The sequence below is a fragment of the Vibrio sp. sp1 genome (assembly GCF_016920955.1).
In the GTDB taxonomy this organism is placed as follows: domain Bacteria; phylum Pseudomonadota; class Gammaproteobacteria; order Enterobacterales; family Vibrionaceae; genus Vibrio; species Vibrio alginolyticus.
Genome location: NZ_CP060590.1, coordinates 987,201 through 1,011,643, shown reverse-complemented (window position 1 = coordinate 1,011,643; position 24,443 = coordinate 987,201). Strand labels below are relative to the sequence as shown.

21 protein-coding genes, 1 tRNA gene and 1 pseudogene are annotated in these 24,443 nt (G+C 43.7%); 8 read left to right on the top strand and 15 right to left on the bottom strand.

The features are described 5' to 3' along the window. Positions 1-109 precede the first annotated feature (109 nt). Entirely contained in the window at positions 110-982 is an 873-nt protein-coding gene (locus tag H9L11_RS19960; RefSeq protein ID WP_054574360.1) for an aspartoacylase, read from the top strand. Positions 983-1,189: 207 nt separating this feature from the next. On the opposite strand, the gene H9L11_RS19955 is transcribed toward H9L11_RS19960, so the two are convergent. The 6 genes from H9L11_RS19955 to H9L11_RS19930 form a co-directional block, all read right to left on the bottom strand. Further along, the gene (locus H9L11_RS19955; protein ID WP_205391118.1) at positions 1,190-2,203 is read right to left on the bottom strand and encodes a GTP-binding protein; all 1,014 of its coding nucleotides are present in this window, start codon (positions 2,201-2,203) and stop codon (positions 1,190-1,192) included. Further along, positions 2,193-2,753 (bottom strand): carbonate dehydratase, encoded by a 561-nt coding sequence (locus H9L11_RS19950; protein WP_017821071.1) that lies wholly within the window; start codon positions 2,751-2,753, stop codon positions 2,193-2,195. The genes H9L11_RS19955 and H9L11_RS19950 overlap by 11 nt, the downstream gene beginning before the upstream one ends. Positions 2,754-2,797: 44 nt before the next feature. Beyond that, positions 2,798-4,132 carry a dihydroorotase gene (locus H9L11_RS19945; RefSeq protein WP_047104476.1) on the bottom strand — a complete coding sequence of 445 codons (1,335 nt, stop codon included), beginning with the start codon at positions 4,130-4,132 and terminating at the stop codon, positions 2,798-2,800. Between the two features lie 82 nt (positions 4,133-4,214). Next, on the bottom strand, positions 4,215-4,685 hold the full coding sequence (locus tag H9L11_RS19940; RefSeq protein WP_017821073.1) for a transcriptional repressor: 471 nt from the start codon (positions 4,683-4,685) through the stop codon (positions 4,215-4,217). Between the two features lie 4 nt (positions 4,686-4,689). Continuing rightward, positions 4,690-5,358 carry a DUF1826 domain-containing protein gene (locus H9L11_RS19935; RefSeq protein ID WP_025767648.1) on the bottom strand — a complete coding sequence of 223 codons (669 nt, stop codon included), beginning with the start codon at positions 5,356-5,358 and terminating at the stop codon, positions 4,690-4,692. A 339-nt stretch (positions 5,359-5,697) separates the two neighbouring features. After that, positions 5,698-6,492 (bottom strand): helix-turn-helix transcriptional regulator, encoded by a 795-nt coding sequence (locus tag H9L11_RS19930; RefSeq protein ID WP_104976541.1) that lies wholly within the window; start codon positions 6,490-6,492, stop codon positions 5,698-5,700. Between the two features lie 122 nt (positions 6,493-6,614). On the opposite strand from H9L11_RS19930, the gene H9L11_RS19925 reads away from it, so the two are divergent. Continuing rightward, the gene (locus H9L11_RS19925) at positions 6,615-7,421 is read left to right on the top strand and encodes a sulfite exporter TauE/SafE family protein (protein ID WP_053307804.1); all 807 of its coding nucleotides are present in this window, start codon (positions 6,615-6,617) and stop codon (positions 7,419-7,421) included. A gap of 119 nt (positions 7,422-7,540) precedes the next feature. On the opposite strand, the gene H9L11_RS19920 is transcribed toward H9L11_RS19925, so the two are convergent. The 4 genes from H9L11_RS19920 to H9L11_RS19905 form a co-directional block, all read right to left on the bottom strand. Continuing rightward, entirely contained in the window at positions 7,541-8,566 is a 1,026-nt protein-coding gene (locus tag H9L11_RS19920) for a hypothetical protein (RefSeq protein WP_132936369.1), read from the bottom strand. Between the two features lie 424 nt (positions 8,567-8,990). Then, a complete protein-coding gene (locus H9L11_RS19915; RefSeq protein ID WP_054579645.1) occupies positions 8,991-9,293 on the bottom strand; it encodes a hypothetical protein in 303 nt (100 codons plus the stop codon). Positions 9,294-9,498: 205 nt separating this feature from the next. Further along, complete coding sequence (locus H9L11_RS19910) at positions 9,499-10,437, bottom strand: alpha/beta hydrolase (RefSeq protein WP_017635745.1); 939 nt, start codon at positions 10,435-10,437, stop codon at positions 9,499-9,501. A gap of 72 nt (positions 10,438-10,509) precedes the next feature. After that, the gene (locus tag H9L11_RS19905) at positions 10,510-11,424 is read right to left on the bottom strand and encodes an alpha/beta hydrolase (RefSeq protein ID WP_158173134.1); all 915 of its coding nucleotides are present in this window, start codon (positions 11,422-11,424) and stop codon (positions 10,510-10,512) included. A gap of 128 nt (positions 11,425-11,552) precedes the next feature. Between H9L11_RS19905 and H9L11_RS19900 the strand changes: the two genes are divergently transcribed. Further along, entirely contained in the window at positions 11,553-12,482 is a 930-nt protein-coding gene (locus H9L11_RS19900) for a LysR family transcriptional regulator (protein ID WP_054574369.1), read from the top strand. Positions 12,483-12,550: 68 nt separating this feature from the next. Here H9L11_RS19900 and H9L11_RS19895 read toward each other — a convergent pair whose 3' ends face one another. Beyond that, positions 12,551-13,744, bottom strand: a complete 1,194-nt coding sequence (locus tag H9L11_RS19895) for an acetate/propionate family kinase (protein WP_005375697.1) — start codon at positions 13,742-13,744, stop codon at positions 12,551-12,553. Positions 13,745-14,107: 363 nt separating this feature from the next. Here H9L11_RS19895 and H9L11_RS23680 point away from each other — a divergent pair. Continuing rightward, positions 14,108-14,758, top strand: a pseudogene (locus H9L11_RS23680) (EAL domain-containing protein). 72 nt (positions 14,759-14,830) lie between these two features. On the opposite strand, the gene H9L11_RS19885 reads toward H9L11_RS23680, so the two are convergent. Continuing rightward, positions 14,831-16,762, bottom strand: a complete 1,932-nt coding sequence (locus tag H9L11_RS19885) for a DEAD/DEAH box helicase (RefSeq protein WP_104976537.1) — start codon at positions 16,760-16,762, stop codon at positions 14,831-14,833. A 413-nt stretch (positions 16,763-17,175) separates the two neighbouring features. On the opposite strand from H9L11_RS19885, the gene rnb reads away from it, so the two are divergent. Next, positions 17,176-19,179, top strand: coding sequence for an exoribonuclease II (rnb, locus tag H9L11_RS19880; RefSeq protein ID WP_170890049.1), 2,004 nt, complete (start codon positions 17,176-17,178; stop codon positions 19,177-19,179). A gap of 71 nt (positions 19,180-19,250) precedes the next feature. Next, a complete protein-coding gene (locus H9L11_RS19875; protein ID WP_053307810.1) occupies positions 19,251-20,060 on the top strand; it encodes an AraC family transcriptional regulator in 810 nt (269 codons plus the stop codon). 33 nt (positions 20,061-20,093) lie between these two features. Here the strand turns inward: H9L11_RS19875 and H9L11_RS19870 are convergent, their stop codons facing one another. After that, positions 20,094-20,447, bottom strand: coding sequence for a DUF3024 domain-containing protein (locus H9L11_RS19870; protein WP_017635751.1), 354 nt, complete (start codon positions 20,445-20,447; stop codon positions 20,094-20,096). Between the two features lie 266 nt (positions 20,448-20,713). Here H9L11_RS19870 and H9L11_RS19865 point away from each other — a divergent pair, with 266 nt between their 5' ends. Beyond that, a complete protein-coding gene (locus H9L11_RS19865; RefSeq protein WP_064354614.1) occupies positions 20,714-21,538 on the top strand; it encodes a phosphate ABC transporter substrate-binding protein in 825 nt (274 codons plus the stop codon). Between the two features lie 64 nt (positions 21,539-21,602). Here H9L11_RS19865 and H9L11_RS19860 read toward each other — a convergent pair whose 3' ends face one another. Next, entirely contained in the window at positions 21,603-22,283 is a 681-nt protein-coding gene (locus H9L11_RS19860) for a MaoC family dehydratase (protein WP_005375670.1), read from the bottom strand. Positions 22,284-22,612: 329 nt separating this feature from the next. Between H9L11_RS19860 and H9L11_RS19855 the strand changes: the two genes are divergently transcribed. After that, positions 22,613-22,703 (top strand) — tRNA-Ser (locus tag H9L11_RS19855). A 161-nt stretch (positions 22,704-22,864) separates the two neighbouring features. Here H9L11_RS19855 and H9L11_RS19850 read toward each other — a convergent pair. Further along, positions 22,865-24,415, bottom strand: a complete 1,551-nt coding sequence (locus tag H9L11_RS19850) for a PAS domain-containing methyl-accepting chemotaxis protein (protein WP_025768974.1) — start codon at positions 24,413-24,415, stop codon at positions 22,865-22,867. Positions 24,416-24,443: the final 28 nt, after the last annotated feature.

Sequence of the window (24,443 nt, the reverse complement as noted above, 5' to 3'; positions counted from 1 at the left end):
AACATATCTAGGATTATTTTTACTCAGTTTAGTAAACGTTTATTCAGTTCACTGGATTGGCTAAGAGAAGACCAGTCATTCAACCCATTCTCTTTGAGAAGGCTCAATAATGAACACATTCAATTCAGCACTTATCGTTGCAGGAACACACGGAAACGAACTTTCTAGTATTTATTTACATAAACTAATCAAAGAAAAACGTTACTCTGTCAATAGATCAACCTTTTCAGCCTGCTCGATCATCGCAAACTCCGAAGCAGTAAAACACAACGTCCGATACATCGATACAGACTTAAATCGCGAGTTCTCAGCAATGAATAGCAATCATTGTCCTGATTTGCATGAAAGCAAGATTGCACATCAATTTATCGAGAAATATGCAAACCAAGAAAAACTGTTGATTGTTGACCTGCACAATACAACAAGCAATATGGGAGCGACGTTGATTTTGCTTTCTAACGATGTGTTTTATCGGAAACTGGGCGCGTACGTCAAACAACGAATGCCATCAGCACATGTCCTTTTCGAAGAGCGAAAAGAATGGCAAGAGCAACCTTACCTTTGTACTGCTGGGCAATATGGAATAATGATTGAGGTCGGGGCGCAAGCACATGGTGCGCTAGAGTACAGTACGTTGGAGTTGATGAAACAGATGCTTACCGCAGTATTGGACTATGTTGAAAAGCACAACCTCAACCAAATAGGCTTACTGAGCGATTATGAGGCGTTTTTTTACACCGAAGAAATCAGGGTTCCACTTGATCAAGAGGGTATGCGGCAAGCACTAGTACACCCTACTATTTGTGGCAGAGATTTTGAGGCGGTCAAACCAGGAGCACCTTTATTAGCGACTTTCGCTGGTTATGATATCCATTGGAATGGCAAAGGGGAAATTTACCCGCACTTTATCAATGAGAGCGCCTACAGTACCGCAAATATAGCAATGGCCCTCGCTAAAAAAAGACGTGTTTCTTCCGTGTAACTTAAAGCAAGTAATTAGGCCACGTGTAACGTGGATACCTCACCCCATGAATAAAACTGTGCCTGAACCGCATAGGCAGAAAATACGGGTACTAACCCCACCCTAATACGGCAGCATAAGTGCCCTAAGCTCAGCTTTAAAAGAAACCCCACTAGAATTTTAAGGAGGTAAGACATTATGGTTAAAAGGAGAGTTTTCTCTTTTCTATCATGATGCCTTCTCCAAACATCGAAATAATCTATCTTCAAATTGGTCATCTAGACCGGAAGAGATCAGTTCTAGGCGGCTTTCTGAACACTCGTCTAGTTCAAATTCTGTGAGTCCATCTGATGTTAGATTGTAACCAAAAATACCGCTTCCCGTGATAAAAACCGCTTTCATTCGTTCGACCTTGAGGTCGAGCAGCAATAATCTCAGCTTTTGATGATCGAACACGTTTTCAGCGGATATACGCCAACCGATACTGTAGAAACCTTCCCCCTGATTGGTTGCTTTTAGAATGCCGCTCTCAGGCATAGGCAACTCAGGAACAAGTGACTTTTTCTCTCTTTCACGATAAAGAACAGAGGGCGTTTTTTGCACGTCAATACGAGTCGCTCCCTCACATTCATGAAAAGGGATAGCGCCATGTTCAGCGAAAATCACTTTTGTTTCCCGCAGACCGAGCTTTGCTATATAAGCCGTCAGCTTTTGCTCATCTTCATCTTGATAGAGATCGCGCTTATTACCTACCACTGTATCTGCGATAGTGATTTGCTGGTTAAACGTTTCATGCTCAGTGTACTTAGGATCCGATAGTTTACGTGCATCGACTAAAGTAATGTTTTTTTGCAAAGCGAGAATTTGACGATAATACTCGGTCGATAGCACTTGCAGTACTTCTTTAGGATGACCAAGGCCTGTAGGCTCAATCAACAATCGATCTGGCCTTGCTTCAGACAATAATTGATTTAAGGCGATTTGCATCGGAAGACCTGCTGCACAGCACATACATCCCCCGGAGACCTCTCGAATAAACACTTGGTCTTGTTGTTTTTTTTGGCCTTGTAACAAGCTGCCATCAATACCAACTTCGCCAAATTCATTGACCAATACAGCCCAACGTTCATGACTCGGTTTATGGGTCAATAAGTGCATTATTGCCGATGTTTTCCCCACCCCGAGAAAGCCAGTGATGATGTTAGTCGGCACTCGCGAAATCAGTGGCTTATTAAAGTTCATTGGCAATTCTCCGGTAGCCTTGGACTAGTTCATGGTTGGCAGAAACGACGGATTCGGAAAAAGCTGAATATTCTGGCGGCACTTTAGAGATACTCTCTAAATCAAAACCGACACCAATATTGGTCATCGGTGGTACATGGAAATAAGCGGGTAAATCGAGGCCATCGACGACACAGTTATGACGAATAACACACCTCTCACCGATGACGCTATTGAACACGACGGAGTTGAAGCCAATGAAAACATCATCACAAACCTGGCAAGGACCATGAATAATCGAACGATGAGCAATGGATGAGCGCTCACCAATGGTCACCGCAGCCCCTGCCTTAGAGTGAATTACGACACCATCTTGGATATTGGTGTCACGTTTGATGACGATAGCTTCCATGTCTCCATGGTTATTAACTTCGTCAGCTCGAATAACAGCATAGGGTCCAATAAAAACGTTATCCTCAATAATGACTTTGCCACAGATAATAGCGGTTGGATCGATAAAGGCTGTTGAGGACACCTGTGGCATATGGCCCGTTGGGTTTCTTCTTAACATAATGCTTCCAGTTTGTTTATGGCTCTTTCTTTGCGGTCAGCGACTTAACGATTGAAGGATAAACGCATCGCTCCAGCTGGTTTATCGATGACTTTGTTATTGGCATAAACTAGCGCGCCATTAACCCAAGTCTTTTGAATTTGAGCTGAAAATTCATGTCCAGCAAAAGGCGACCAACCACAGTGATATAAACTGTTTTCGTTGCTAACTCGTGTTGGGGTATGAGCATCAACCAACACCAAATCGGCGTAGTAACCTTCACGAATAAAACCTCGGCCTTGAATGCCATAGCGAATGGCCGGGTTGTGCGCAGTTTTTTCGACTACTTGAGTCAAACTCATATGACCTAAACGGACATGCTCGAAGAGAGTAAGTAACGCATGCTGAACTAACGGCAGTCCGGCTGGAGCCTGCTCGTAAGGCACTTGTTTTTCTTGCCAAGTGTGAGGAGCGTGATCTGTTGCAATGATATCTATTTGCCCCGTATTTAACGCTTTTAACAACGCATCGCGGTCACTAGGAAACTTGATTGAAGGATTACATTTGATCAAATTACCAAGAGCGCCATAATCTTTGTTGCTGAACCAAAGATGGTGAACACAAGCCTCCGCGGTGATTGATTTATCTCGAATGTCTCCCTCGTCAAAAAGTGCTAGCTCCTTCGCCGTTGTGATGTGCAGCACATGCAGTTGGCTGTGATACTTTTTGGCAAGTTCTACCGCATAAGAAGATGAAGCGTAACAGGCCTCTTCGTCACGCAAAATGGGATGGTCTTCGATAGTGAAACCTGGCTTCTTAAGCCTTTGCTTTTGCTGGTTTTGTTTAATAACAGTCCCACTTTCACAATGAGTAACAATGAGTACTGGAGAGTCACGAAAAATTGACTCCAACGCTTGCGGATCTTCGACTAACAAATTTCCTGTTGATGCCCCCATAAATACTTTCACACCACAATGTTGTTTGGGGTTAAGTTGTTTAATCTGTTCAAGATTGTCTTCGGTTGCACCGAGGTAGAAAGAATAATTCGCAAACGAGCTTTCTTTAGCGAGAGCGAACTTGCGCTCTAACGAGTCAATAGTCGTTGTAGCCGGACTAACATTGGGCATTTCCATGTAGCTTGTAATACCGCCGGCTACCGCTGCCCGCGACTCGCTTGCAATTGTGCCTTTATGTGTCAGCCCAGGTTCTCGGAAATGCACTTGATCGTCAATCATGCCTGGCAGTAAATAAGCCCCTTTAGCATCAATTACAATATCTCCGTGTTGTACGGATATATTAGTAGCAATCTTGTCAATTCTTTGATCAACAATACGTAAATCTGTTTCGGTAATGGCTCCTTCGTTGACCACCCGAGCGTTTTTAATCAATGTTGCTGACATAATTCATTCTTTTAGATAATTTATAAATGTGGCCAATACTCGGTCACCTTGTGAAGCTATAAGGGGAGATCGTGTGTCTGCCTCATAGGGGGCGGTTTGCGCATTCATCGCAAACACAGGAAATCTCAAATTGTGGGCTAAGAACGGTGAAGCCTTCTTGTATGGCTTTCGCACATACGCTAGAAATAACATTGGCTTCAACCGCTATTTCACTAACCTTTCCACACTGAGAGCAAATCAAAAACTGTGGAACGCCATGCTCCTGATCGCACGCGATTTGAGAACAAACGACGTATTTACTAGATGTATTGAGCTTATGGACAAAGTGCTCTGCTTCAAGGAAATCGAGTATTCGATAAACCGACATCGCTTGAATGTTTTGAGAAAAGTTGTGATTGCAGTAGTCAACTAGTTCGTAGGCAGAAAGCGGCTTCTCCGCATATAGCAGCGAAGTCAGTATCAATTTCCGTTTAGTAGTGAGTTGTTTACCTCGCAGCAGGCAGATTTTCTCTACCTGCTTCATGACGTCATCTACCGTTTTGAGCTTTCTCATATCTCTAGATGAAATCCAATGTGAGTAGTAAGCGACGTTCATTATCTGCAACATGTGGAGAGCGATGTATAAGTCCAGTGGCTTCATTGCCTTCCCAACCACTTCCTTTGAGCAGGGCAACATCGCCAGGCTGCATTCGTCGTATGGCACTTTCAGAGTCGTATAAGCCCGATAGGTGATCAGGTTGACCAAGACTACCGGCACCGAGTTTAGTGCGATCAATGGTATCGTTGGTTAACCATTCGGTCGCTCGGCCGGTATAAGTTATGACAAGTCTGCAAGGCACACGATCAAAGTGAAATTTCGGGCACATCGGGCTGTCTAGGCGAGTTAGTCTCAAACCTGCTTCTTTAACCTCAAACAAACAGCAGAACATATCGACGATTAAAGCAACATCTTCACTCAGCGCATCAGCACACGCATAGCCCTCTAACTTGCTTCGTACCCATTGTGCAGCATCATCTGGCGTGACACTTTGTACCAGTGCCAATCTAGGCTCCTGAGCCAGCATCAGATTAATGTCCTTCGTCAACTCTTTCGAGAGCGTTCGCTGCCATATGGCAATATTGTGCTCTGGTTTGTAGATGTCGCTAAGTATGTTCGCTGATGTCGATATCGCCAACGATGATGTTGTTTGGACACGAAGCGGGTTCTCAACTACATCAATGCTCATATATCTTCCTCCCAAGCGTTAAAAAGGTCAGGTAAAGGTTTTAATAACGTTGATTTTCTAGGGCTATGAGACCTAGTAATCGTTACGATTTCGCTCTAGTTCACGGACATATTGACACAGTCCCACCCCATGTAGAGTCAAGTCAGACAGCGCTTGTGAAGAAATCAACGTTTACTCTCTCTCAATAGGAGACTACTGGTTGTGAGATCAATTCTTTAAACAACAAATTGTAGAGCCCCAAACAAGGAAATGTTATAACATAACAATTAATATTTTCAATATTTACCTTTTTTGATTAAAGATAATTAGGGGAACATCATGAGCATGCGAGCACGGAAATTATATTCCGCGATTAGAAAAGTAACGCGTGGGTGAATCGCCATAGACCCGACGAAACATCGCAATAAAGTTACTGGGCGTCGAATAACCTAAAGCATGTGCAATATCTCCCACCGATTCCCCTCGAGCTATCATTTCTAATGAATGTATTAGCAGTACTTGTTGCCGCCATTCACTAAAACTCATGTTTAACTCACTTCGAATCAATCGTCTTAACGTCCGAGATGAGACTGCCCCAATATTGGCCCAATGCTCCACAGAATGTTTGCTGTTTGGGTCTATTAAAATTGCTTGAGTAACTTTTTGCAGTCTCGGATCTCTGGGCAGTGGGATGTGGAGTGACTCATGAGGGCTATTGACGATTTCATCGGATATTACGGCAAGAATACGTAAAGACTGTATGGATAGATCGTCTGTTTTGCTCCATATCGATGCTCTAACCGATAGGGCTTTCAACACATCGCTCAGTTGGATCACACAAGGTCCCATTGGAAACCGCTCACAACTCTCTGGAGTAAACAGTAATGAACGACCTTTCAGAGAACCACAAAAATAAACACTGTGCATCGAACCCGGGGGGATCCAACCAGCTCGGTGAGGTGGTAGTATCCACGTTCCTTCATCGGTTTTGACCTGAATTAGCCCTTCATCTATACACAGTAACTGGCCTCGATGATGACTGTGCCAATTATGTGGCCGTTGATCCAAATGGTTGAAGTCGCTCCTTTCATGCTGCCACTCCTTAACGATCAGTGCGGCGCCATTTTTCCATTCGCTGTAATCAGAGTTTGTCACTTTATTTACTCAATTCCATTTTGGCCATTATTCATTATTTTCTGTCCTCTTAACGTTACCATAGCAAGTTAGCGTTCGAGTAACATTTTAGCAACGACCATTTTATCGAAGGCAGAACCATCATGAACGAACCTATCTTTATTATCTATTACATTACGGCAGGCTTGGGCATTGGCTTTCTCGCAGGACTCGTTGGTGTGGGTGGTGGTGGAATGGCCGTCCCTATTTTTGCGTTTCTATTTTCACTACAGGGAATAGCTGATACGGAAGTAGTGCATCTTGCGTTGGGGACATCAATGGCTTCGATGATTATTACAACATTGGGCAGCATGCGCGCTCACTACAAAAAAGAGAATGTAGACTCGACAATGGTAGTAAAAATGTTGAGCGGAGTTCTAGTCGGAACATTTTGCGCCACATTCGTAGCATCGTATCTACGAGGCGTCTATCTGGCAGGCTTTTTCAGCGTATTCATGTTGTATGTTGCTTATAAGATGTTCCTCAACACTGAAAATGAGTACAACCCTAACCCACATGGGGCTATCGGTAATATCACTGTAGGCTCGGTGATTGGCTCTGTATCAGCACTTGTCTCTATAAGCGGTGCGGGGTTGATCATCCCCTATCTTGTCCAGCAAAATTTTGAGGTAAAACGTGCTATTGGTACCTCTGCTGCGATAGGTTTCCCTATCGCGCTGTCAGGAAGCCTCGGTTACATGTTAAACGGATGGGAAAATACAGATTGGAACAACTTAGTCTTAGGATACATATACCTTCCTGCAATGATCAGCTTCTCCATTAGTAGCTACTTAACTACTAGCCTCGGCGTGCGTTGTGCAGCGTATTTCCCAAATAAAGTTCTTAAGAAAATCGTTGGTATTTTGTGTGTTCTTCTAAGCTTTAAAATGCTGGGACAAGTACTTAATTAAGGCAAATAATACGGTCACTAGTATGTCTTGCAGTATGGTGGAGGGATAAGCCTGCACAAAACTTACTCCTCGCTTTGCTTACTCGAACAGACAATGTGTAAGAAAGTGTCACATTGTTGCTATTCTTGTGGCTTTGTTAGGCTAGTCAGAATTACATCCAAAATTTTCTGGTGATTGTCCTTTCTGGAAACCTCGTCACGCTCCTGGCAAAGTGCTTCCTCCCCTTCTGATGCGAGAATTTTAATGCCACGCTCAGTACATTCTGCGAACGCACTAAACTGACTCGCACTAGGAATCTCTTGAAACGTCACATTGGGAAGAGCAACAAGTGATTCGGCTGGTGTCAGTGCGGGATGTAGCCGATCAGAGAGCGCCACCACGGTGATAGCATTGTTCATCAAGGCCAGAGTTTCAGGGACAAAAGTTTTCGTTAGCTCAGGGTTGATAACGACGACCGATTTCAGTTTGTTTTCAGACTGAAATCGGGGGAATTTTTGATCCGGGATGCTGGTAATATCAACGTTATTTTCACGTAACCAATGACAGTCTACATTGGTGGCGTTGTGACACGATGTTCGATATTTCTCCGGGCTTATTTGCGCTCCGGAGAGCATCAGCATAGATGTGCCGCCCAGAAAAAAGCCGACCCCCTGCACTGCATCAGTATCTACGCCTCCGGACAGTATCCCGACCGAACTTAATTCGTTCAGCCCAAGCACCAAATCACTGGTTCTGAATGTGATTTCATCAACAGCCATTTCTGCATTGATTTCGTTCGGTGCAGGAGGCTTTGGTACCACAACGACATAACCTTGTTGCGCCAGGCTCGAGGCTATCCAACCACTGTGGGAAAACGCTGACCGTGTTCCGCCCTGCGACAAAAGCACAACGGGAAATTTTCCACTTGCTAAAGGGGCATCTAACTGCGTTTCGACTGATTTAAAAATGTTCCCCCTACCAAACGAGAAGTTGTTTTTTTCGTTCGTTGTGGGATACCAATAATAGACTTCCACAGGCTTGTCTCTGTCTTCACTGAATCCCGTTTTGACTGTTAGCGCAGAATGGTATTTCGGCTCATTCGTACTGGCGCTGACACTGACACATAATGTAGCGAGTAGAAAAGACATTATTATTTTGGTTTTCATTTTTCCCTCAGCCGGCAAACACATTCTTCTGCACGGCATCTGAAGATAACGAGCAGAAGAATATCCATATATTTTGCGAAACATAGCAATTAAGCTATTCATAGTCGAGGTAACCCAAAGAAAATGATAGACCGCTCCAGCTAGAGCCTTTCTTTTCAATAATTTTCTGCGGATATCCACCATGCAGAAGTTTGTACTTTACTCATTGTAAACGACTAATCATGGCCTCTTAAGGCTCATGGCCTCTTAAGGCAACATTAGAAAACCAACCGTATTCACAATCCATAACTCCATAACTCCATAACTCATAGTTACACCGATGTATATCTAAGTGAGCTGAAGCTTCATTGCCCATCCAGTGCCCTTTGCATTTTTATAGCAAGGTAGCCAAGCACCATTTTATTACGGACCATTGCTGCCCGCACTAACACTTTTGTTTTGTATCGTAACTGATTTGCTTACTGGCGTTCTTTAGTTGCACTCCTGCCTTATTAAATGCCTTTTGAATAGTTGTGGAAACATGCTGGCGGCCCTCTCCTTCAAAAAAGTTAGCTCGATCTTGCTTCGTTTCGAATACGCAGACTATTTCTAAACTTTGTGGAAAAGAAGAGAATTTGACGGTATGAGTCACCCAAAGAAAGCCATCGTAGCCTTTTAGCGTATCTTCACAAACTTCGGTCAACACTCCTCTAATTAGATTCTCGACCTTCTTATCTGATTTGCGCATAAATTAAACTTCATTCCTATCTAACGCCTTTAATTAGGTTTCAGTGTACATTGTCTTAAACAGTATTTGGCAGTGGTATTTAGTCAATAGCCTGTAGATGAGGTTATTCGCACGAAGATTTACCGACCTACTCGCTTCGAACTACATCTTACGCTGTTAAAAATAAGCGCTTTGCAACTCTACAAAACGCTTCTAACTTATTAGATTATTTTAAGTGTGTTTCAAGGAATGCTGAAACCTTGTCCATTGCAATGCCGACTGCTTCTGGATGGTCATACAGTTCATAGTGAGACCAGTTTTCCAAATTAACCAGCTGTCGGTCTTTTGATTGAACAGAGCGGCCATAAATTTCCTGCCCATCACGATAAGCACCAAACGCCCCGACTTTTTGCCCTACCACGGCCATAACAGGCTGAGTCAATAACGTTTCGGCAAATGCAAAGGCATCCCAGCTCAGTGTTTTCTGTGCATGTGAAAACAGCATACGAGTTGCACCACCTTCGGTTTGTCCACGTGATGTTTTGTAGTATTCAGTAGCTTCGAACACGTCTCGTTCTGTTAATCCATTTTCTTTTGCAAATTCAATATTTGGAGGAAGAAGTTCATCGATTTTCAGCTCTGAGCCGCGAGCTTCGGCTGTTCTCTGCGCAGCCATAGCTTCAAGATTGGCGATAGGGTCGTACATACTAAAGCCTTCACGGAACAAGCGACCTAAGTTAACAGGCGTAATACCTACGACAGCTTTCAAGCGCTTTTCGGTTAGGGCTGAATTGATCATGTAACCACCACCGCCGCAGATACCGAGTCCACCAATTCTATTCTCATCGACATAAGGTAAAGTCACTGCATAGTCGATAACGCGACTGATATCTTCAACACGTTGACTTGGGTCTTCTACGTAGCGAGGCAATCCCCCCGATTCTCCTTGGAAGCTCGCGTCAAATGCGATCACGACGTAACCTAACTCAGCAAGGGCTTTACCATAGACAGCGCTGGATGTTTGTTCTTTACAACTACCAAAAGGATGAACACTTATCATTGTTGGGTAGCGTTTCGATTCATTGAAGCCTTCTGGGAATAAAATTAATGCAGACATATCCCAAGACATATCAGCATTTCTAAAAGTGATTTTTTGCATATTCATAATCAATACCTTAAGAGTAAAAAGCCTTGAGAGCAGAAAGGCTCGAAGCAATTGAGCCTTTCATCGGGAATATTAAAGAGTGCGTTGGAAGAAAGATGCGAGTTGGGATACTGCGTCATCGACGTATTCGGCAACATCATAAAGCGACATATGGTTTGCACCATCAATGGCATACAAGGTTTTATCTGAACTCGCAGCACGTTCTATCAGGTCATCACTCATCCATTTGCTGCCTGCGTCACTACCAACGACAGCAAGAATTGGCTGAGTTAGGAATGCTTCCGCTTTGTGGTACGCATCGTAAGTAATGATCTGGTTTAAGTTACGAGTTAGAGCAAAACCCGGCGCATTTGGATGTTCACAACGTGGTGTGTGGTAATACTCCCAAGCTTCGCGTAGCTCTGCATTTGAGGCATCTTCTTCACGCATCGGAGCTAGAGGAATAGTCGCGAATTCTGTACCATTCGTGTCGGTTGTGCGAGCATTCGAACCAAATTCTAAGTAACCAACAGCGTCAGCATCGTTAACCGAATTATCCCAACCATTACGGAACATTTGGCCAATGTTTACGGCACTAACCATACCCAGTGCTTTGATTCGACGATCATTGGTCGCTGCATTTGCACTATAGCCCGCACCAGCACAAATCCCCATTGCGCCAATTTTATCGTTATCGACGTACTCTAACGTTGTCAGATAGTCGACGACTGCGCTCACATCTTCAGTACTCGTGTAAGGGTTTTCCATTTGGCGAGGCTCACCTGTACTTTCACCTTGATACGAACGGTCAAACGCAATGGCAATTATGCCGCTTTTTGCAAGTTTACTCGCATATAGGCCTGCGGTTTGCTCTTTTACGCCACCACCTGGGTGTGAAACAACAACCGCCGCATATTGTTTACTTGCATCAAAATCTGTAGGGAAGTTGATAACCGCTGAAATCTCAATACCTTGACCATTGAGATTTTTGAAAGTGACTTTAGACATAGCGACATTCTCCATTAGAGGTTAACTGTTCATCTCAGGCTGACCTAAGCTTCGATGTAATATTAGTCAACACACTGTTTCGGATAAATATCGTTTTATCTACATGACTGTTTAGTTATACTTAACAAATGAGAATAGAACCTTCTTTAATTTCATCACTGACGTGGTTTGCACATATTGCTCGCCATCGCAGTTTCACTAAAGCAGCCTTAGAAATGGGGGTAACCCGTGCTGCCTTATCACAACACCTAAAAGCGTTAGAACAACAGCTACAAGTTCGGTTAATTAATCGAACCACCAGAAGTATGTCGCTGACGGAAGAAGGCCAACGTCTGCTTGATATTTTGCAACCTTCATTGGTGAACATTGAGCAGGTCGTTAACGAATTGAACGACTCTCATCTTGAGCCTTCGGGATTAATCCGTATCAGTGTATCAAGAACCGCTGCTCGGCTGCTTATTGAGCCCTATCTAGGTGAGTTCCTCTCTCGTTATCCTAAAATACGCCTAGAGCTAATCATGGATGATGGGTTTTCTAACATCGTCGCAGAAGGCGTTGACGCTGGCATTCGCTTAGGATTAAGCTTAGATGAACATATGGTTGCGATCCCTATTACTCCGCCGTTAACAACGGCAATAGTGAGCTCTCCTGAATACTTTAGGCAAAATGGACTACCTCAAACTCCTGAGGATTTAGAAGGTCACAATTGCCTTGCTTATCGTTTTACCTCTAGCGGAACAATTGATCATTGGTCGCTAACCTCTCCAGATGTTGCAAAGCGCACCCTCGTTTTCGAGCCTAAAGGCAATGCTATTTTTAATGATGACTGTAGTATGTTACAAGCTGCAATACAGGGTGTGGGTTTAGTAAAGCATATTGATTTATGGGTGGAAAAGCACATAGATGAGGGAAGATTGACCCGAGTTCTGACACCTTGGTGCAAAGAGTTTCCAGGGTTTTATTTATATATACCTTCACGAGAGCATATGCCGAAAAAAATCCGCGTCTTGATGGATTTTTTAATCGAAAAGCGCGAAGCTCTGAAACCCAAAGAGTAATTGCCAAATTGCTTTAAATAAAAAAGCGAGCACGAGGCTCGCTTTTAACTTTCTGTTTTCGTTATATATTACAATAGTTCAACCGATTGTTTAGCTATCACAAATTCCTCGTTAGTAGGAATAACAAGAGCTTTGGCACCTAACAACTCAGATGTTGCAATAACACCTGCGTTACCAAATCTTGCATCTTCGTTACCTTTCTCATCTTCAACAAAACCTAGAAGTTTTAGGTTTTTCAAGATTTCACGACGAATTGGTAGTGAGTTTTCACCAATACCACCAGTGAAGATGATGCCGTCTAATGAATCCAGAGCCGCTAGGTAGGAAGTAATGTATTTCGCAACGCGGTAAGTGAAGATCTCAAATGCCAACTTCGCACGTGAATTCCCCGCTTCCATTGCTTCTAGTACGCCACGAGCATCACTTGTCACACCAGATACACCTAAGAAACCTGACTTCTTGTTCATCATCTCGAACACTTCGTCTTTTTCCCAGCCTTTACGGAAAAGGAACTCGATAACACTTGGATCAAGGTCACCACAGCGAGTGCCCATCATTAGGCCAGCTAACGGCGTCAAACCCATACTTGTATCAACACATTCGCCATTTTTAACCGCACTCACTGATGCACCGTTACCTAAGTGCACAGTGATAAAGCTGCTTTCTTCAACCGGCTTATCTAGCATTTTCGCTGCTTCACGGCTTACGTAGTAGTGGCTTGTACCGTGAGCACCGTAACGACGCACTTTATGCTCTTCGTAAAGCTCGTAAGGAAGTGCGTACATAAAGGCTTTGGCTGGCATTGTTTGGTGGAAAGCAGTGTCAAATACAGCAAATTGAGGCAGTGAAGGGAACGCCGCCATTGCCGCTCTCATGCCTTCAGCGTTCGCTTTGTTATGAAGTGGTGCAAGTTCAGCAAGGCGCTCTACTTCTTGAATAACTGTTTCATCAACTTTCACAGTTCCTTTAAAGGTTTCACCGCCTGCGACAATGCGATGGCCTACAGCGACAAATTTTGAGCTCAAACCTAGAGTATCGAGTAGTTTTACCACTCGCTCAACAGCGTACTGATGATGGTTGCCACCAGCTGGAATTGCTTCAACGGTTTTTTCTCCCTGATATTTCCAACTGATTTCAGCTTCAGGTAGGCCAAAACACTCACCAATACCTGATACCAAAGCTTCACCGGTTTCAGAATCAATAACAGCAAATTTTAATGAAGAGCTACCAGAGTTGATCACCAGTACAAACGAATTAGACATGAAATAGTTATCCTGTTGTAGAGCAGAGGTTGTAATAGCGCTTGTGCGCTGCGTACTTCTTGTTTGCCCCTCTATTATTCAATAATTTTTTAATCTTTCAACAATCTTTTAGTAAAACCGATTTGATTGAACAAATTTTGTTGATCTGTAGCAAGTTTTCATTTTATTTGAAGGCTAAAAGATATCACTTGTTAAAGATAATTTATGAATAGGTCAATTTGTACAAAGTCAGATATATAAGATACGTTGTTTATTGGGTGAACAAAAATAACAAACCAATCAATAAATCGGGGTAATCATGTGCCCACTATTGCATTTCTATTAGTGATCTTAGGTTCGATTTTGCTCTGCTGGGGATGGCAGATGACAAAAAACATCTGCTCGAAAACTGACGTAACCGGGTGGACTTTCCTATTATTGTTAATCAGCTGTTTCATTTTTGCTTATGCCGTTTTTTTGCACGCCATCATGCAAAAACCTATTGCTTCTCTCTTAGAAACGGGGGTTTCTCTTATACTTTTTGGCGGCAGTATCTTTGTCGTGCTGGTGATTAAGTGGAGCAACGATTCGATATTCGAGCTTCATACCGTTGCTGAAAGAGAGAAGCGCAATGCTGTCCATGACGCTCTTACTGGGCTCCCTAATCGTAAATACTGCTTTGAGTCTATCGAAGACACGACACAACCTGAAGGCCAATGACTGATTCAAATTATGAGATAACCTCAAAAACGTCGAAAGATTGATAATACGTTTCAAGGTAAGCTGGTTAATTTCTTTTCACAGCAAGCCGCACTGAAGGCTCCCGCTCTATCGTTGAGAACACGATTGCGTTAGCACATGGATTAGGGTATTCGGTCGTAGCAGAAGGCGTTCAAGACATGGACACACTGCATTTTTTGAGAAGTCGAGGCTGTGACATCATTCAGGGTTACTTGTTCTGCCCTGCCCTTAGACGAAGTAATAAGTTGGGTAAACAAACACGATGAAAAGCAAAACCGTATTAGACGCGCATAAAAAAGCCGAGCGCTTTGCTCGGCTTTCAATTCTTTTTGTAGCAACTTAAACCGTCGCTTTAATCACTCGTGATTATGCGTCTGTACGACGGCCACGACCGTGACCACGTTCACCACGATGTGCACCACGATGATCACCACCACGGTTGCGATCGAAACGACGTTCGCCACCTTCACGATTACCATCGCGGTTGCCGTCACGGTTACCACGGAAACCACCTTCGCGACGACCGCCTTCACGACGATCACCACCACGATTGCCGCCTTCGCGGTTGCCACGGTAACCACCGCCATCACGACGACCACCTTCGCGACGACCACCGTCACGGCGACCACCACGAGACTCGCGGAAATCATCGAAATCACATACTACAGCACCAACATCTTGTTGACGGATACGTAGTTTGCTTAGCTTGTTCGCCGCGTCTGAAGTCATTGCTTTAGGTAGCTGTACGAATGTGTGGCCTTGAGCTAGCTTGATCGCACCGATAGAACCTTTACCTAGACCTAGTTCGTTTGCTAGAGCGCCAACGATGTCTTTAACTTGAACGCCTTGCTCACGACCAACTTGAAGCTGGTAAGTATCCCAGTCTTGGTTGTTGAAGTTACGACCGCCATCGCGACCACCTTCACGACGCTCTTTACGACGTTGCTTGTCACGCTCAATTGCTTCAACCATTGGGTCTTCGCCAATGTAGAACAGAGGACGTTTGCCTTGCTGACGCTTAAGAAGCATAGCAGCAAGTGTTGCTGGGTCGATGTCTAGAGAAGTTTGTAGTTTCTCTACCAACTCAGCAAATTTGTCTAGTGCTTTGTGCTCTTTCTCTGCTTCAAGCTCAGCGCCTAGCTTAGCTAGACGAGCTTCAGCAACTTGGTCACGTAGAGGAAGTTGGATTTCTTCCATAGATGACTTAGTTACACGCTCGATAGTGCGAAGCATACGAATTTGGTTAGTGCGAACTAGAAGGATCGCTTTACCCTTACGTCCAGCACGGCCAGTACGACCGATACGGTGGATGTATGACTCAACATCAAATGGGATGTCGTAGTTGAATACGTGCGTAATACGTGGAACGTCAAGACCACGAGCTACAACATCAGTTGCAACTAGGATGTCAATAACACCTTGTTTGATGTGATCAACAGTACGCTCACGTAGAGACTGAGGAATGTCACCGTGCAGTGCAGCTGCTTTGAAGCCACGTGCAGATAGCCAGTCAGCCAGACGCTCAGTATCTTGACGAGTACGTACGAATACGATTGACGCGTCAGTTTCTTCAGTTTCAAGAAGACGAGACATTGCTTCATCTTTCTCTACACCTTTCACTACCCAGAACTGTTGTTGAACTTTGTCTACAGTGTGGTTTTTACCAGCAACGTCAACCGTTACAGGGTCACGAAGGAAACGTTCAACGATCTTCTTCAGCATTGGAGGCATAGTTGCAGAAAACAGAACGCGTTGTGCTGACTCTGGAGCGTGCTCCATGATCGCAGTTACGTCATCTACGAAACCCATGTTTAGCATTTCGTCTGCTTCATCAAGAACGAAAGTACTAACTTCGTCTAGGTGTAGACGTTCGCGATTGATAAGATCTTGAACACGGCCTGGAGTACCGACAACTACATGAGCGCCACTTTTAAGAGCACGCATTTGGTCGACAATAGATGCGCCACCGTAAATCTCTAGAACTTTCAAACCTTTGATGTTTTTACCAAGGTTTTTCATTTCCGCTGCAACCTGAATTGCCAGCTCACGAGTCGGAGCAAGTACAATCGCTTGCGGTTTGCGTTGGTTTAGATCGAGTTTGTTGAGAAGAGGCAGAGAGAACGCTGCTGTTTTACCTGTACCTGTTTGAGCTTTACCCAGCGCGTCAGCACCTTCCAATAGGTGTGGGATTGCCGCAGCCTGAATTGGAGTTGGTGACACGAAACCCATTCCGTCTAGAGCAGAAAGGATAGAATCATTCAGAGATAAATCACTGAATTGAATAACAGAATCTTGCATTGGGATCCTACTTAATTAAACAAAAAAACAGTCCCATATGCTCTTCCAATTCGATACTGATCCATCCAGATACTGATTCCATTCAGACGGGAACACAGCACAGTACACAACCGCGATAAGCCATTAGGGACGACTAAGGGAGGCGGATTATTCCTTAAAAGCATAAAAAAATCCAGAAAAAATTGAATTACATCACAATTTATTCTCAACAATGGTATTTTTAGCATATTTTTCCACCAACCCTACCATTCCCCGTAGATTCGCGTAACTCACAGATGAGAATTTCATCAATATTTAAGCCAATTTCTCGTGGTTAAATTGGCAAAATTCACGGCGAAATTACGCTCCACAGGTAGTAATAATAGCTCGCAATGATTATAGTGTGCCCAACTCCATAGGTAATTTAAGAAAAGATGTTTCAAGATAACCCACTACTCGCTCAGCTTAAGCAGCAAATCCAAGAAAACCTGCCTAAAAAAGAAGGCTCAATAAAAGCCACAGATAAAGGCTTTGGCTTTTTGGAAGTGGACAGTAAGACGAGCTTCTTCATCCCGCCTGCGTACATGAAAAAGTGCATGCACGGTGACAAAGTCATCGCCATTATCCGCACCGAAAATGAACGCGAAGTTGCAGAGCCACAAGAGCTGCTGGAACAAGCCGTGACTCGCTTTATTGGTCGAGTAAAAATGTTCAAAGGCAAGCTCAACGTAGCACCTGATCACCCACAGCTTAAAAAGCTATCTCTTAAAGCGAAACTAAAGAAAGGTCTAAAACCTGACGAGTTCGCCGAAGGTGATTGGGTTGTCGCACATCTTATTCGCCACCCTCTAAAAGGCGATAACTCTTTCTTCGTAGAAATTTCTGAAAAAATCACTGACGCGAATGATAAAATTGCGCCTTGGTGGGTAACGCTTGCTCAAAACGATCTACCAAACTCTGAGCCAGCAGGCATCGATAACTGGGAACTAAAAGACGACGCGGAGCTAGAACGCGTAGACATGACTCATGTTCCATTCGTCACTATCGACGGTGAATCGACTAAAGATATGGACGATGCGCTGTACGCGAAGAAAACCGTATCTGGCGATTTCGAACTCACCATCGCTATTGCGGACCCAACCGCTTACATCACACCTGAAGATGAAATGGATAAAGTAGCGCGTGAGCGTGGCTATACTATTTATCTTCCAGGCCGCAACATCCCGATGCTACCTCGCGATTTAGCGGACAACCTATGTTCTCTGATTGAAGGAGAAACCCGCCCTGCTATTTGCTGTACCGTAACGGTAAGTAAAGATGGTGTGATTGGCGACAATATTAAATTCTTCGCGGCAAACATCAAATCACATGCACGCCTAGTATACGATCACGTGTCTGATTGGTTAGAAAACGGCAGCTCTGAAGCATGGACGCCATCTGAAGAGATCGCGACTATCGTTCGTGATCTTTATGAGTTCTCTCTTGCTCGCGCTGAATGGCGTGAGAAAAACGCAGTGGTCTTCCCTGATCGTCCTGACTACCGTTTTGAGCTCAGTGAAGATAACGATGTAATCGCTATCCACGCAGACATGCGCCGCAGTGCAAACCGTCTTGTTGAAGAATCCATGATTACCGCAAACATCTGTGCAGGTCGTACATTACGCGATAAATTTGAAACAGGTGTCTTCAATACGCATGCAGGTATCAAGAACGAGAAGATTGAAGAAGTGGTTCAACTTGTCAATCCAGAAGGCCAGTTGGAGTTCACAGCGGAGTCTATTGCTACGCTAGAAGGCTTTGCTGCGTTGCGCCGCTGGTTGGCTGCTCAAGAAACGTCTTATCTAGATAACCGTATTCGTAAGTTCCAAGCATACAGTGAAGTGGGTAATCAGCCTCTGCCTCATTACGCAATGGGTTTAGACATCTATGCAACTTGGACATCACCAATTCGTAAATACGGTGATATGATCAACCACCGTATGTTGAAGGCCGTCATCCTTGGTAAAGAACCCGTACAAAAACCAGATGACCAAGTAGGCGAAGAGCTAGCTCTACATCGTAAACATCATAAAATCGCTGAGCGAAATGTCTCAGATTGGCTATATGCACGCACGCTTGCTGATGAGCCGAGCAAGAAAACTTGTTTCACAGGTGAGATTTTCGATATTAATCGTGCAGGCGCACGTGTCCGACTTCTCGAAAATGGCGCAGCAGCCTTTATTCCTGGTGCACTAATTCTTGATAATAAAGAAAGAATTGAGTGCAATGGCGACAACGGTACCATCTCTATCGATAAAGAGGTCGTATACAAACTTGGGGATACATTGGAAATTGTCCTTACGGACGTAAACCAAGAAAACCGCAGTTTAGTTGCAAAGCCAACCCAGGTATTCGCTGAACAACCAGCAGCACAAACAGAACAGACTGTAAGTGAATAATACCGAATGAAGTTAAAAGGCGCTCTATTGAGCGCCTTTTTTATTTGTTATGTAAAACGATAAGAACGAGTATGCCGAACATTGAGATCATTCGCTTTAATCACTTCACTGCGCGCAAAAGTGAGCGTTACACTGCAACACATAATGGATTATATATTGTTGAAGAAGGTGCCCTATTAGTTCATCAACCTAATGGTGAGCAATTTGAACTTAAAGCCGGAGATTTCACACTCTATAACTCCGCAGATCTGAGCAGTGCAGAAGCCGTCTCTAGTGACGGTGGCTTTAAAGCACTGGCTTTGGTCTTCAACCCAAACATATTCTGTGACTTTAAGAAAGCGCACCCGATGCTACGTTCCAAAACGGAAGAAAGGCGCTTCTATCCTTTTTCAACGCAATCCAGTAGCGAAGTAGCACAATTGAAGGACATGTTGGTTAAGTTAGCGAGTCGCAACGCTCCAGACTACACACAAAGCCATATCGCAATGGCATTGCTGTCGTTGATGGTTGAGGTAGAGCCAAACATCCTATCTATCATAGATGATGCAAGTAGCCTGAGCGACTCTCAAAAAGCCATTAAGTACATTGAGGGTAATATTGAAAAAGACATCACGCTAGAAGGCTTAGCGGCTCATATGAGCATGTCCATCGCGACCTTGAAACGTCGCCTCGCCGCAGATGATCTTTCGTTTTCTCAGATATTAAAGGTGAAACGGATAAACTTCGCAGCAACCCAACTGCGCAAGTCAGAAAAATCAATAACAGAAATAGCGTTTGAGTCTGGTTTTAAAAGTGCAGCGCATTTCAGTACAGCATTTAAATCCGTTTACAACATGACCCCCAAAGACTTTAGAAACCAAGTCGTTAAGCCTAAAGTATAAATCATGTCGGCATTCGCATCCGTTGGGCTCGCCCTATTCCCAAAAACACGCTTGAGGATCGCGCTCCAACTCGTTGAGTAAGTCCTCAAGCATTCGGCTAAATGGAAGTGGCTTATAAGGCACCCACCTTAACAGCTCGTTGTGATATGTGGGAACATAGAAATACCAAAGTTGGTTGTCCTCATCAAACATGATCTTCGCGACGGGAGAAGTATACTCGCTATGCTGGGAGTCGAGGAGAAAATGCGCCCGATGAAGCTCAACGCCATTTTCTACTAGCTCATAGAGGCACTTGCCCTGTTCGACAGGCAAGTTAGCATTACGCGCAGAGCAGAGCGATTGAACTGATTTGTATAAACGACTTGTCGCCATTTGGGACACTGACATCAACGTTCTCCCGATGGATGATAGTTAGAGCTGTCGATCCTAGTATATAACCTTTACATCATCACCGATGGTAGTTATCTACCTAACTCAAGTATAAGATAGCTATATTATCATTTACCCAGATTATCATCTCAATCCACTTGGAAACGCTAGCTCCATCACCTCTTGACTAGAAACAATTCCCCTGTTTAGCGCTAACAGTTCACAAAAGTGTAACCTGAACGCAATATCATAAACTCTGCTTTATCCCGTATATGGAGTTTAATATGTTACGTTTTACTGTGGCGACGTTATTGGCCATAGCAGTCTCCCTCCCTACCATTGCAAAAGAAATCAACATCTCGGGTTCAACGTCGGTTGCTCGTGTGATGGATGTACTTGCAGAGGAATACAACAAAACACACCCAGACGATTACGTTGCTGTTCAGGGCATTGGTTCGAGTGCTGGTATCACCATGGTCAATAAAGGAGTAGCCGAAATAGGCATGAGCTCTCGCTATCTGACTGAAAGCGAAAAAGGTGAAGATCTCAATGTATACCCTATCGCTTATGATGGCCTCGCTGTTGTTGTAAACCGTACCAACTCTGTAGAAAACCTTTCTCAGCAACAACTATTTGATATTTACAAAGGTAAAATTAAGAATTGGAAAGAGGTCGGGGGCGCAGATCAGCCTATCGCGGTGGTTACTAGAGAAGCGTCTTCAGGTTCACGTTACAGCTTCGAAAGCTTGCTGGGACTGACCAAAATCGTTAATGATCGCCTTGTCTCGGATATCAGCCCAAACAACTTGGTTGTAAACAGCAACAGCATGGTAAAAACCATTGTTAACCATAACACTCGCGCCATTGGTTTTATCTCTGTAGGGTCAGTAGATCGCTCGATCAAGGCGATTCAGTTAGATGGTATTGACCCAACCTCGACAAACATTAGCAATCATAAGTACAAGTTGGCGCGACCATTCCTAGTGCTATACAAAGTAGATAAGATTAGCGATGCAGGTAAAGGTTTTATCGCTTTCCTTCGTTCAGAGCAGGGACAAAAAGCGATTGCAGGTTACGGTTATACGCCAGTAAAAAACTTTAATCAGTAAAAAATGAAAAAGAGAGCACCTTGATGCTCTCTTTTACTATGTCGTGTTCTATCCGGTTTCGGAATTAGAAATGCAGTTGAATTACAGAGACCACAACCGCACCAGGTCGACGAATACCTTCAATTTCCACTTTAATTTCGCGCTCAATCTCCAAACCTTTTTTGATTGGCGTTACTTTTGTTAACGTGCTGACTGCACGAACATTATTGCCTGCTTTGACAGGGTAAGGGAAACGGACTTGGTTTAAACCCAAGTTAACTACCATTTTAGCTGTTGGGAACATTGGCTTGTCTGGATCGACTGAATCCGTCAGTTTAGGCAGCAATGCTAATGTTAAAAAGCCATGAGCGATAGTTGTCTTAAATGGAGATTCAGTTGAAGCACGCTCTGGATCAGTATGAATCCATTGCATGTCTTCCGTTACCGCACCAAATTGGTTAATACGTTCTTGAGACACATGAACCCAATCACCAGTGTGAATAACTTCGCCAATTTTTTCACTTAACTCGTCATAAAGCTTTTGAGCCTCAGGTGCCATTACGATCGGTGCAGGTTGAGGTGCAACTTCTTCGTTGACGGCTGGCTGCTGGTGATCACGAACTTTTGAGAAAAGAAAGCTATTTTGAGCTTTCCCCAAAAAGTCACTCCAATAATCGCGTAACGTTGGAGACATCCAATTCATAAACTCGGATTGATGAGCAGAAATCGCATCAACTTTGTCTTTAAATAGATTTGTGACCTTCATAAACACCCTTAAGAATTCTAAGCACAACTGGCTATACCAGTTAATTTTGAATTAGTTCACAAAGTCTTGCAAATACTTTCGGGCGAACACATGTACCCTAAAAGCATGTTATGTCTTATATATCAGCAAGATAACAATAAAACACCATTTTATTGACGTGCGCCAATATAAAGTAAAAACTCTATAAATTGGTACTTTTTGTCCCTTTTTCACTCCGTTTTCAAACTGTCCAACATCACATCAGTGATCATAAAACAAGCAAACAGTACTTCTATTATAATTCAGCACTTTACAAGTCGGACTATGCTCCTTATTATACCGCCCACAACGGAGAGATGGCTGAGTGGTTGAAAGCACCGGTCTTGAAAACCGGCATACGTTAATAGCGTATCTAGGGTTCAAATCCCTATCTCTCCGCCACTTATTTAGAGAGCTCGCATTTATTGCGAGCTCTCGTCGTTTTAGCTCTTACAAAAACGAGATTTAGAAATCCTCGCTCGTAAGCGAATCCAGCACTTCACTATATTCCAGTTAAAAGCCCGCTAATGTTTAGCGGGCTTTTAACTTCGATTTTCTAAAGTTTAAGCAAACTTCTTAATCATTTCAGACAGGTCATTGGTGCAATTTTGCACTTTGGTGTTCATATGATTCGTTTCAGTCATCAGTTCATACGATTCACTGTACTTTAAATTAAGCGACTGGATGTTTTCATTTATTTCATCCGTTACATAAACCTGCTCTTCTATCGCGACCGCAATTTGTTGGTTTCGTTCGACGACGTCCTGAACAAGGGACTCCAGTTGTTGAATGCTATCCAAAGCAGTACCTAGCAATGTTACCGTTCCGGTCGACATTTCATTACCTTTCTCTAACGCAGAAACCGCTGATTTGCTCCCATTTTGAATCCCTTCAATGGCCGATTTAATCTCTGTTGTCGATTCCTGAGTTCTTTTAGCTAAGGTTCTCACTTCATCTGCTACAACGGCAAACCCTCTGCCTTGTTCGCCTGCCCTCGCGGCTTCAATTGCAGCGTTCAACGCTAATAAATTAGTTTGTTCGGCAATACCATTGATGACTTCAACAACGGTTCCAATTTGCTCGGTTTGTTGGTTCAAACGTATGACCACTTTAGATATTTCGCCGAGCTCACCCACCAGCTCTAGTACCGATTGGTTAACATTATCGATAACGCTACGGCTGTCTATCATCGTATTTTGCGCTTCTAACGTAGCCTCGGCGGTCGCTTGAGCATTATTTGATATCTCAGATGAAGAGGCTTGCATCTCGTTGACCGCTGTTGCGACCGAGTCAATCTCCACTTTCTGTGCGCTTAAGTTCTCCGTCACTTGCTGGCTATTTGTCGCAGCACTGTTAGCACTTGCGCGCGTTTTTTCGCAAGAGTCTTTTACAGACACGCCAACGCGCCCCAATAGCGCATTGGCAAATTGCTTACGCATCTTCATACCCAGCTCAATCTCAGCCAGATCGTTGATTCTTCCGCAATAAATATATTCCATGAGTGGATTGTTGAAGTCTTGCCTAGCCTGTTTAGCGAGCTTCTCAACTGGTCTGGTTAATACATAAATAGAGAAAACGGAAAGTAACGCAACAACGCCAAACGCTATCACTGGTGATTGATTCATTTGTAGAATGAGTAAGCCAAGAAGGTTTGAAATTAAAAGGAAGAAGGCCGATCTCATCCACAAACGTGTACGAGGAAGATACATTTTCCACGGCTTACGATTATTTCGAAGCTTCGAATACGCTTTTTCCGCTCGCTGGATGTGTATACGCTCAGGTTTAAATCTCACTGATTGGTATTCCACAACTTCACCATTAGATTTTATAGGAGAAGCAAACGCGTCAACCCAATAATAGCCGCCGTTTTTACGTCGATTTTTGACCATTCCCATCCAGTGTTTGCCAGTTTTCAGGTGAGTCCATAAATCTTTAAAAGCCTGTTTTGGCATATCAGGATGACGCACAACATTGTGGGGTTTACCGATAAGCTCCCCTTCATCAAACCCCGCGACTTCATTAAAGTTTTCACTGGCATATTTGATGTAACTGGAGGTATCGGTAATGGAAACTAGGCTGTAACTCGAAGGGTAATCGTATTCCGTTTCACTCATAAACATGTGTCCTTACATTGATTAATTA

Bases quoted from the DNA above. Each gene is read 5' to 3' on its own strand.
- H9L11_RS19960 (WP_054574360.1), top strand. From the start codon at position 110: ATGAACACATTCAATTCAGCACTTATCGTTGCAGGAACACACGGAAAC.
- H9L11_RS19955 (WP_205391118.1), bottom strand. From the start codon at position 2,203: ATGAACTTTAATAAGCCACTGATTTCGCGAGTGCCGACTAACATCATC.
- H9L11_RS19950 (WP_017821071.1), bottom strand. From the start codon at position 2,753: ATGTTAAGAAGAAACCCAACGGGCCATATGCCACAGGTGTCCTCAACA.
- H9L11_RS19945 (WP_047104476.1), bottom strand. From the start codon at position 4,132: ATGTCAGCAACATTGATTAAAAACGCTCGGGTGGTCAACGAAGGAGCC.
- H9L11_RS19940 (WP_017821073.1), bottom strand. From the start codon at position 4,685: ATGAGAAAGCTCAAAACGGTAGATGACGTCATGAAGCAGGTAGAGAAA.
- H9L11_RS19935 (WP_025767648.1), bottom strand. From the start codon at position 5,358: ATGAGCATTGATGTAGTTGAGAACCCGCTTCGTGTCCAAACAACATCA.
- H9L11_RS19925 (WP_053307804.1), top strand. From the start codon at position 6,615: ATGAACGAACCTATCTTTATTATCTATTACATTACGGCAGGCTTGGGC.
- H9L11_RS19920 (WP_132936369.1), bottom strand. From the start codon at position 8,566: ATGAAAACCAAAATAATAATGTCTTTTCTACTCGCTACATTATGTGTC.
- H9L11_RS19915 (WP_054579645.1), bottom strand. From the start codon at position 9,293: ATGCGCAAATCAGATAAGAAGGTCGAGAATCTAATTAGAGGAGTGTTG.
- H9L11_RS19910 (WP_017635745.1), bottom strand. From the start codon at position 10,437: ATGAATATGCAAAAAATCACTTTTAGAAATGCTGATATGTCTTGGGAT.
- H9L11_RS19905 (WP_158173134.1), bottom strand. From the start codon at position 11,424: ATGTCTAAAGTCACTTTCAAAAATCTCAATGGTCAAGGTATTGAGATT.
- H9L11_RS19900 (WP_054574369.1), top strand. From the start codon at position 11,553: ATGAGAATAGAACCTTCTTTAATTTCATCACTGACGTGGTTTGCACAT.
- H9L11_RS19895 (WP_005375697.1), bottom strand. From the start codon at position 13,744: ATGTCTAATTCGTTTGTACTGGTGATCAACTCTGGTAGCTCTTCATTA.
- H9L11_RS19885 (WP_104976537.1), bottom strand. From the start codon at position 16,762: ATGCAAGATTCTGTTATTCAATTCAGTGATTTATCTCTGAATGATTCT.
- rnb (WP_170890049.1), top strand. From the start codon at position 17,176: ATGTTTCAAGATAACCCACTACTCGCTCAGCTTAAGCAGCAAATCCAA.
- H9L11_RS19875 (WP_053307810.1), top strand. From the start codon at position 19,251: ATGCCGAACATTGAGATCATTCGCTTTAATCACTTCACTGCGCGCAAA.
- H9L11_RS19870 (WP_017635751.1), bottom strand. From the start codon at position 20,447: ATGTCAGTGTCCCAAATGGCGACAAGTCGTTTATACAAATCAGTTCAA.
- H9L11_RS19865 (WP_064354614.1), top strand. From the start codon at position 20,714: ATGTTACGTTTTACTGTGGCGACGTTATTGGCCATAGCAGTCTCCCTC.
- H9L11_RS19860 (WP_005375670.1), bottom strand. From the start codon at position 22,283: ATGAAGGTCACAAATCTATTTAAAGACAAAGTTGATGCGATTTCTGCT.
- H9L11_RS19850 (WP_025768974.1), bottom strand. From the start codon at position 24,415: ATGAGTGAAACGGAATACGATTACCCTTCGAGTTACAGCCTAGTTTCC.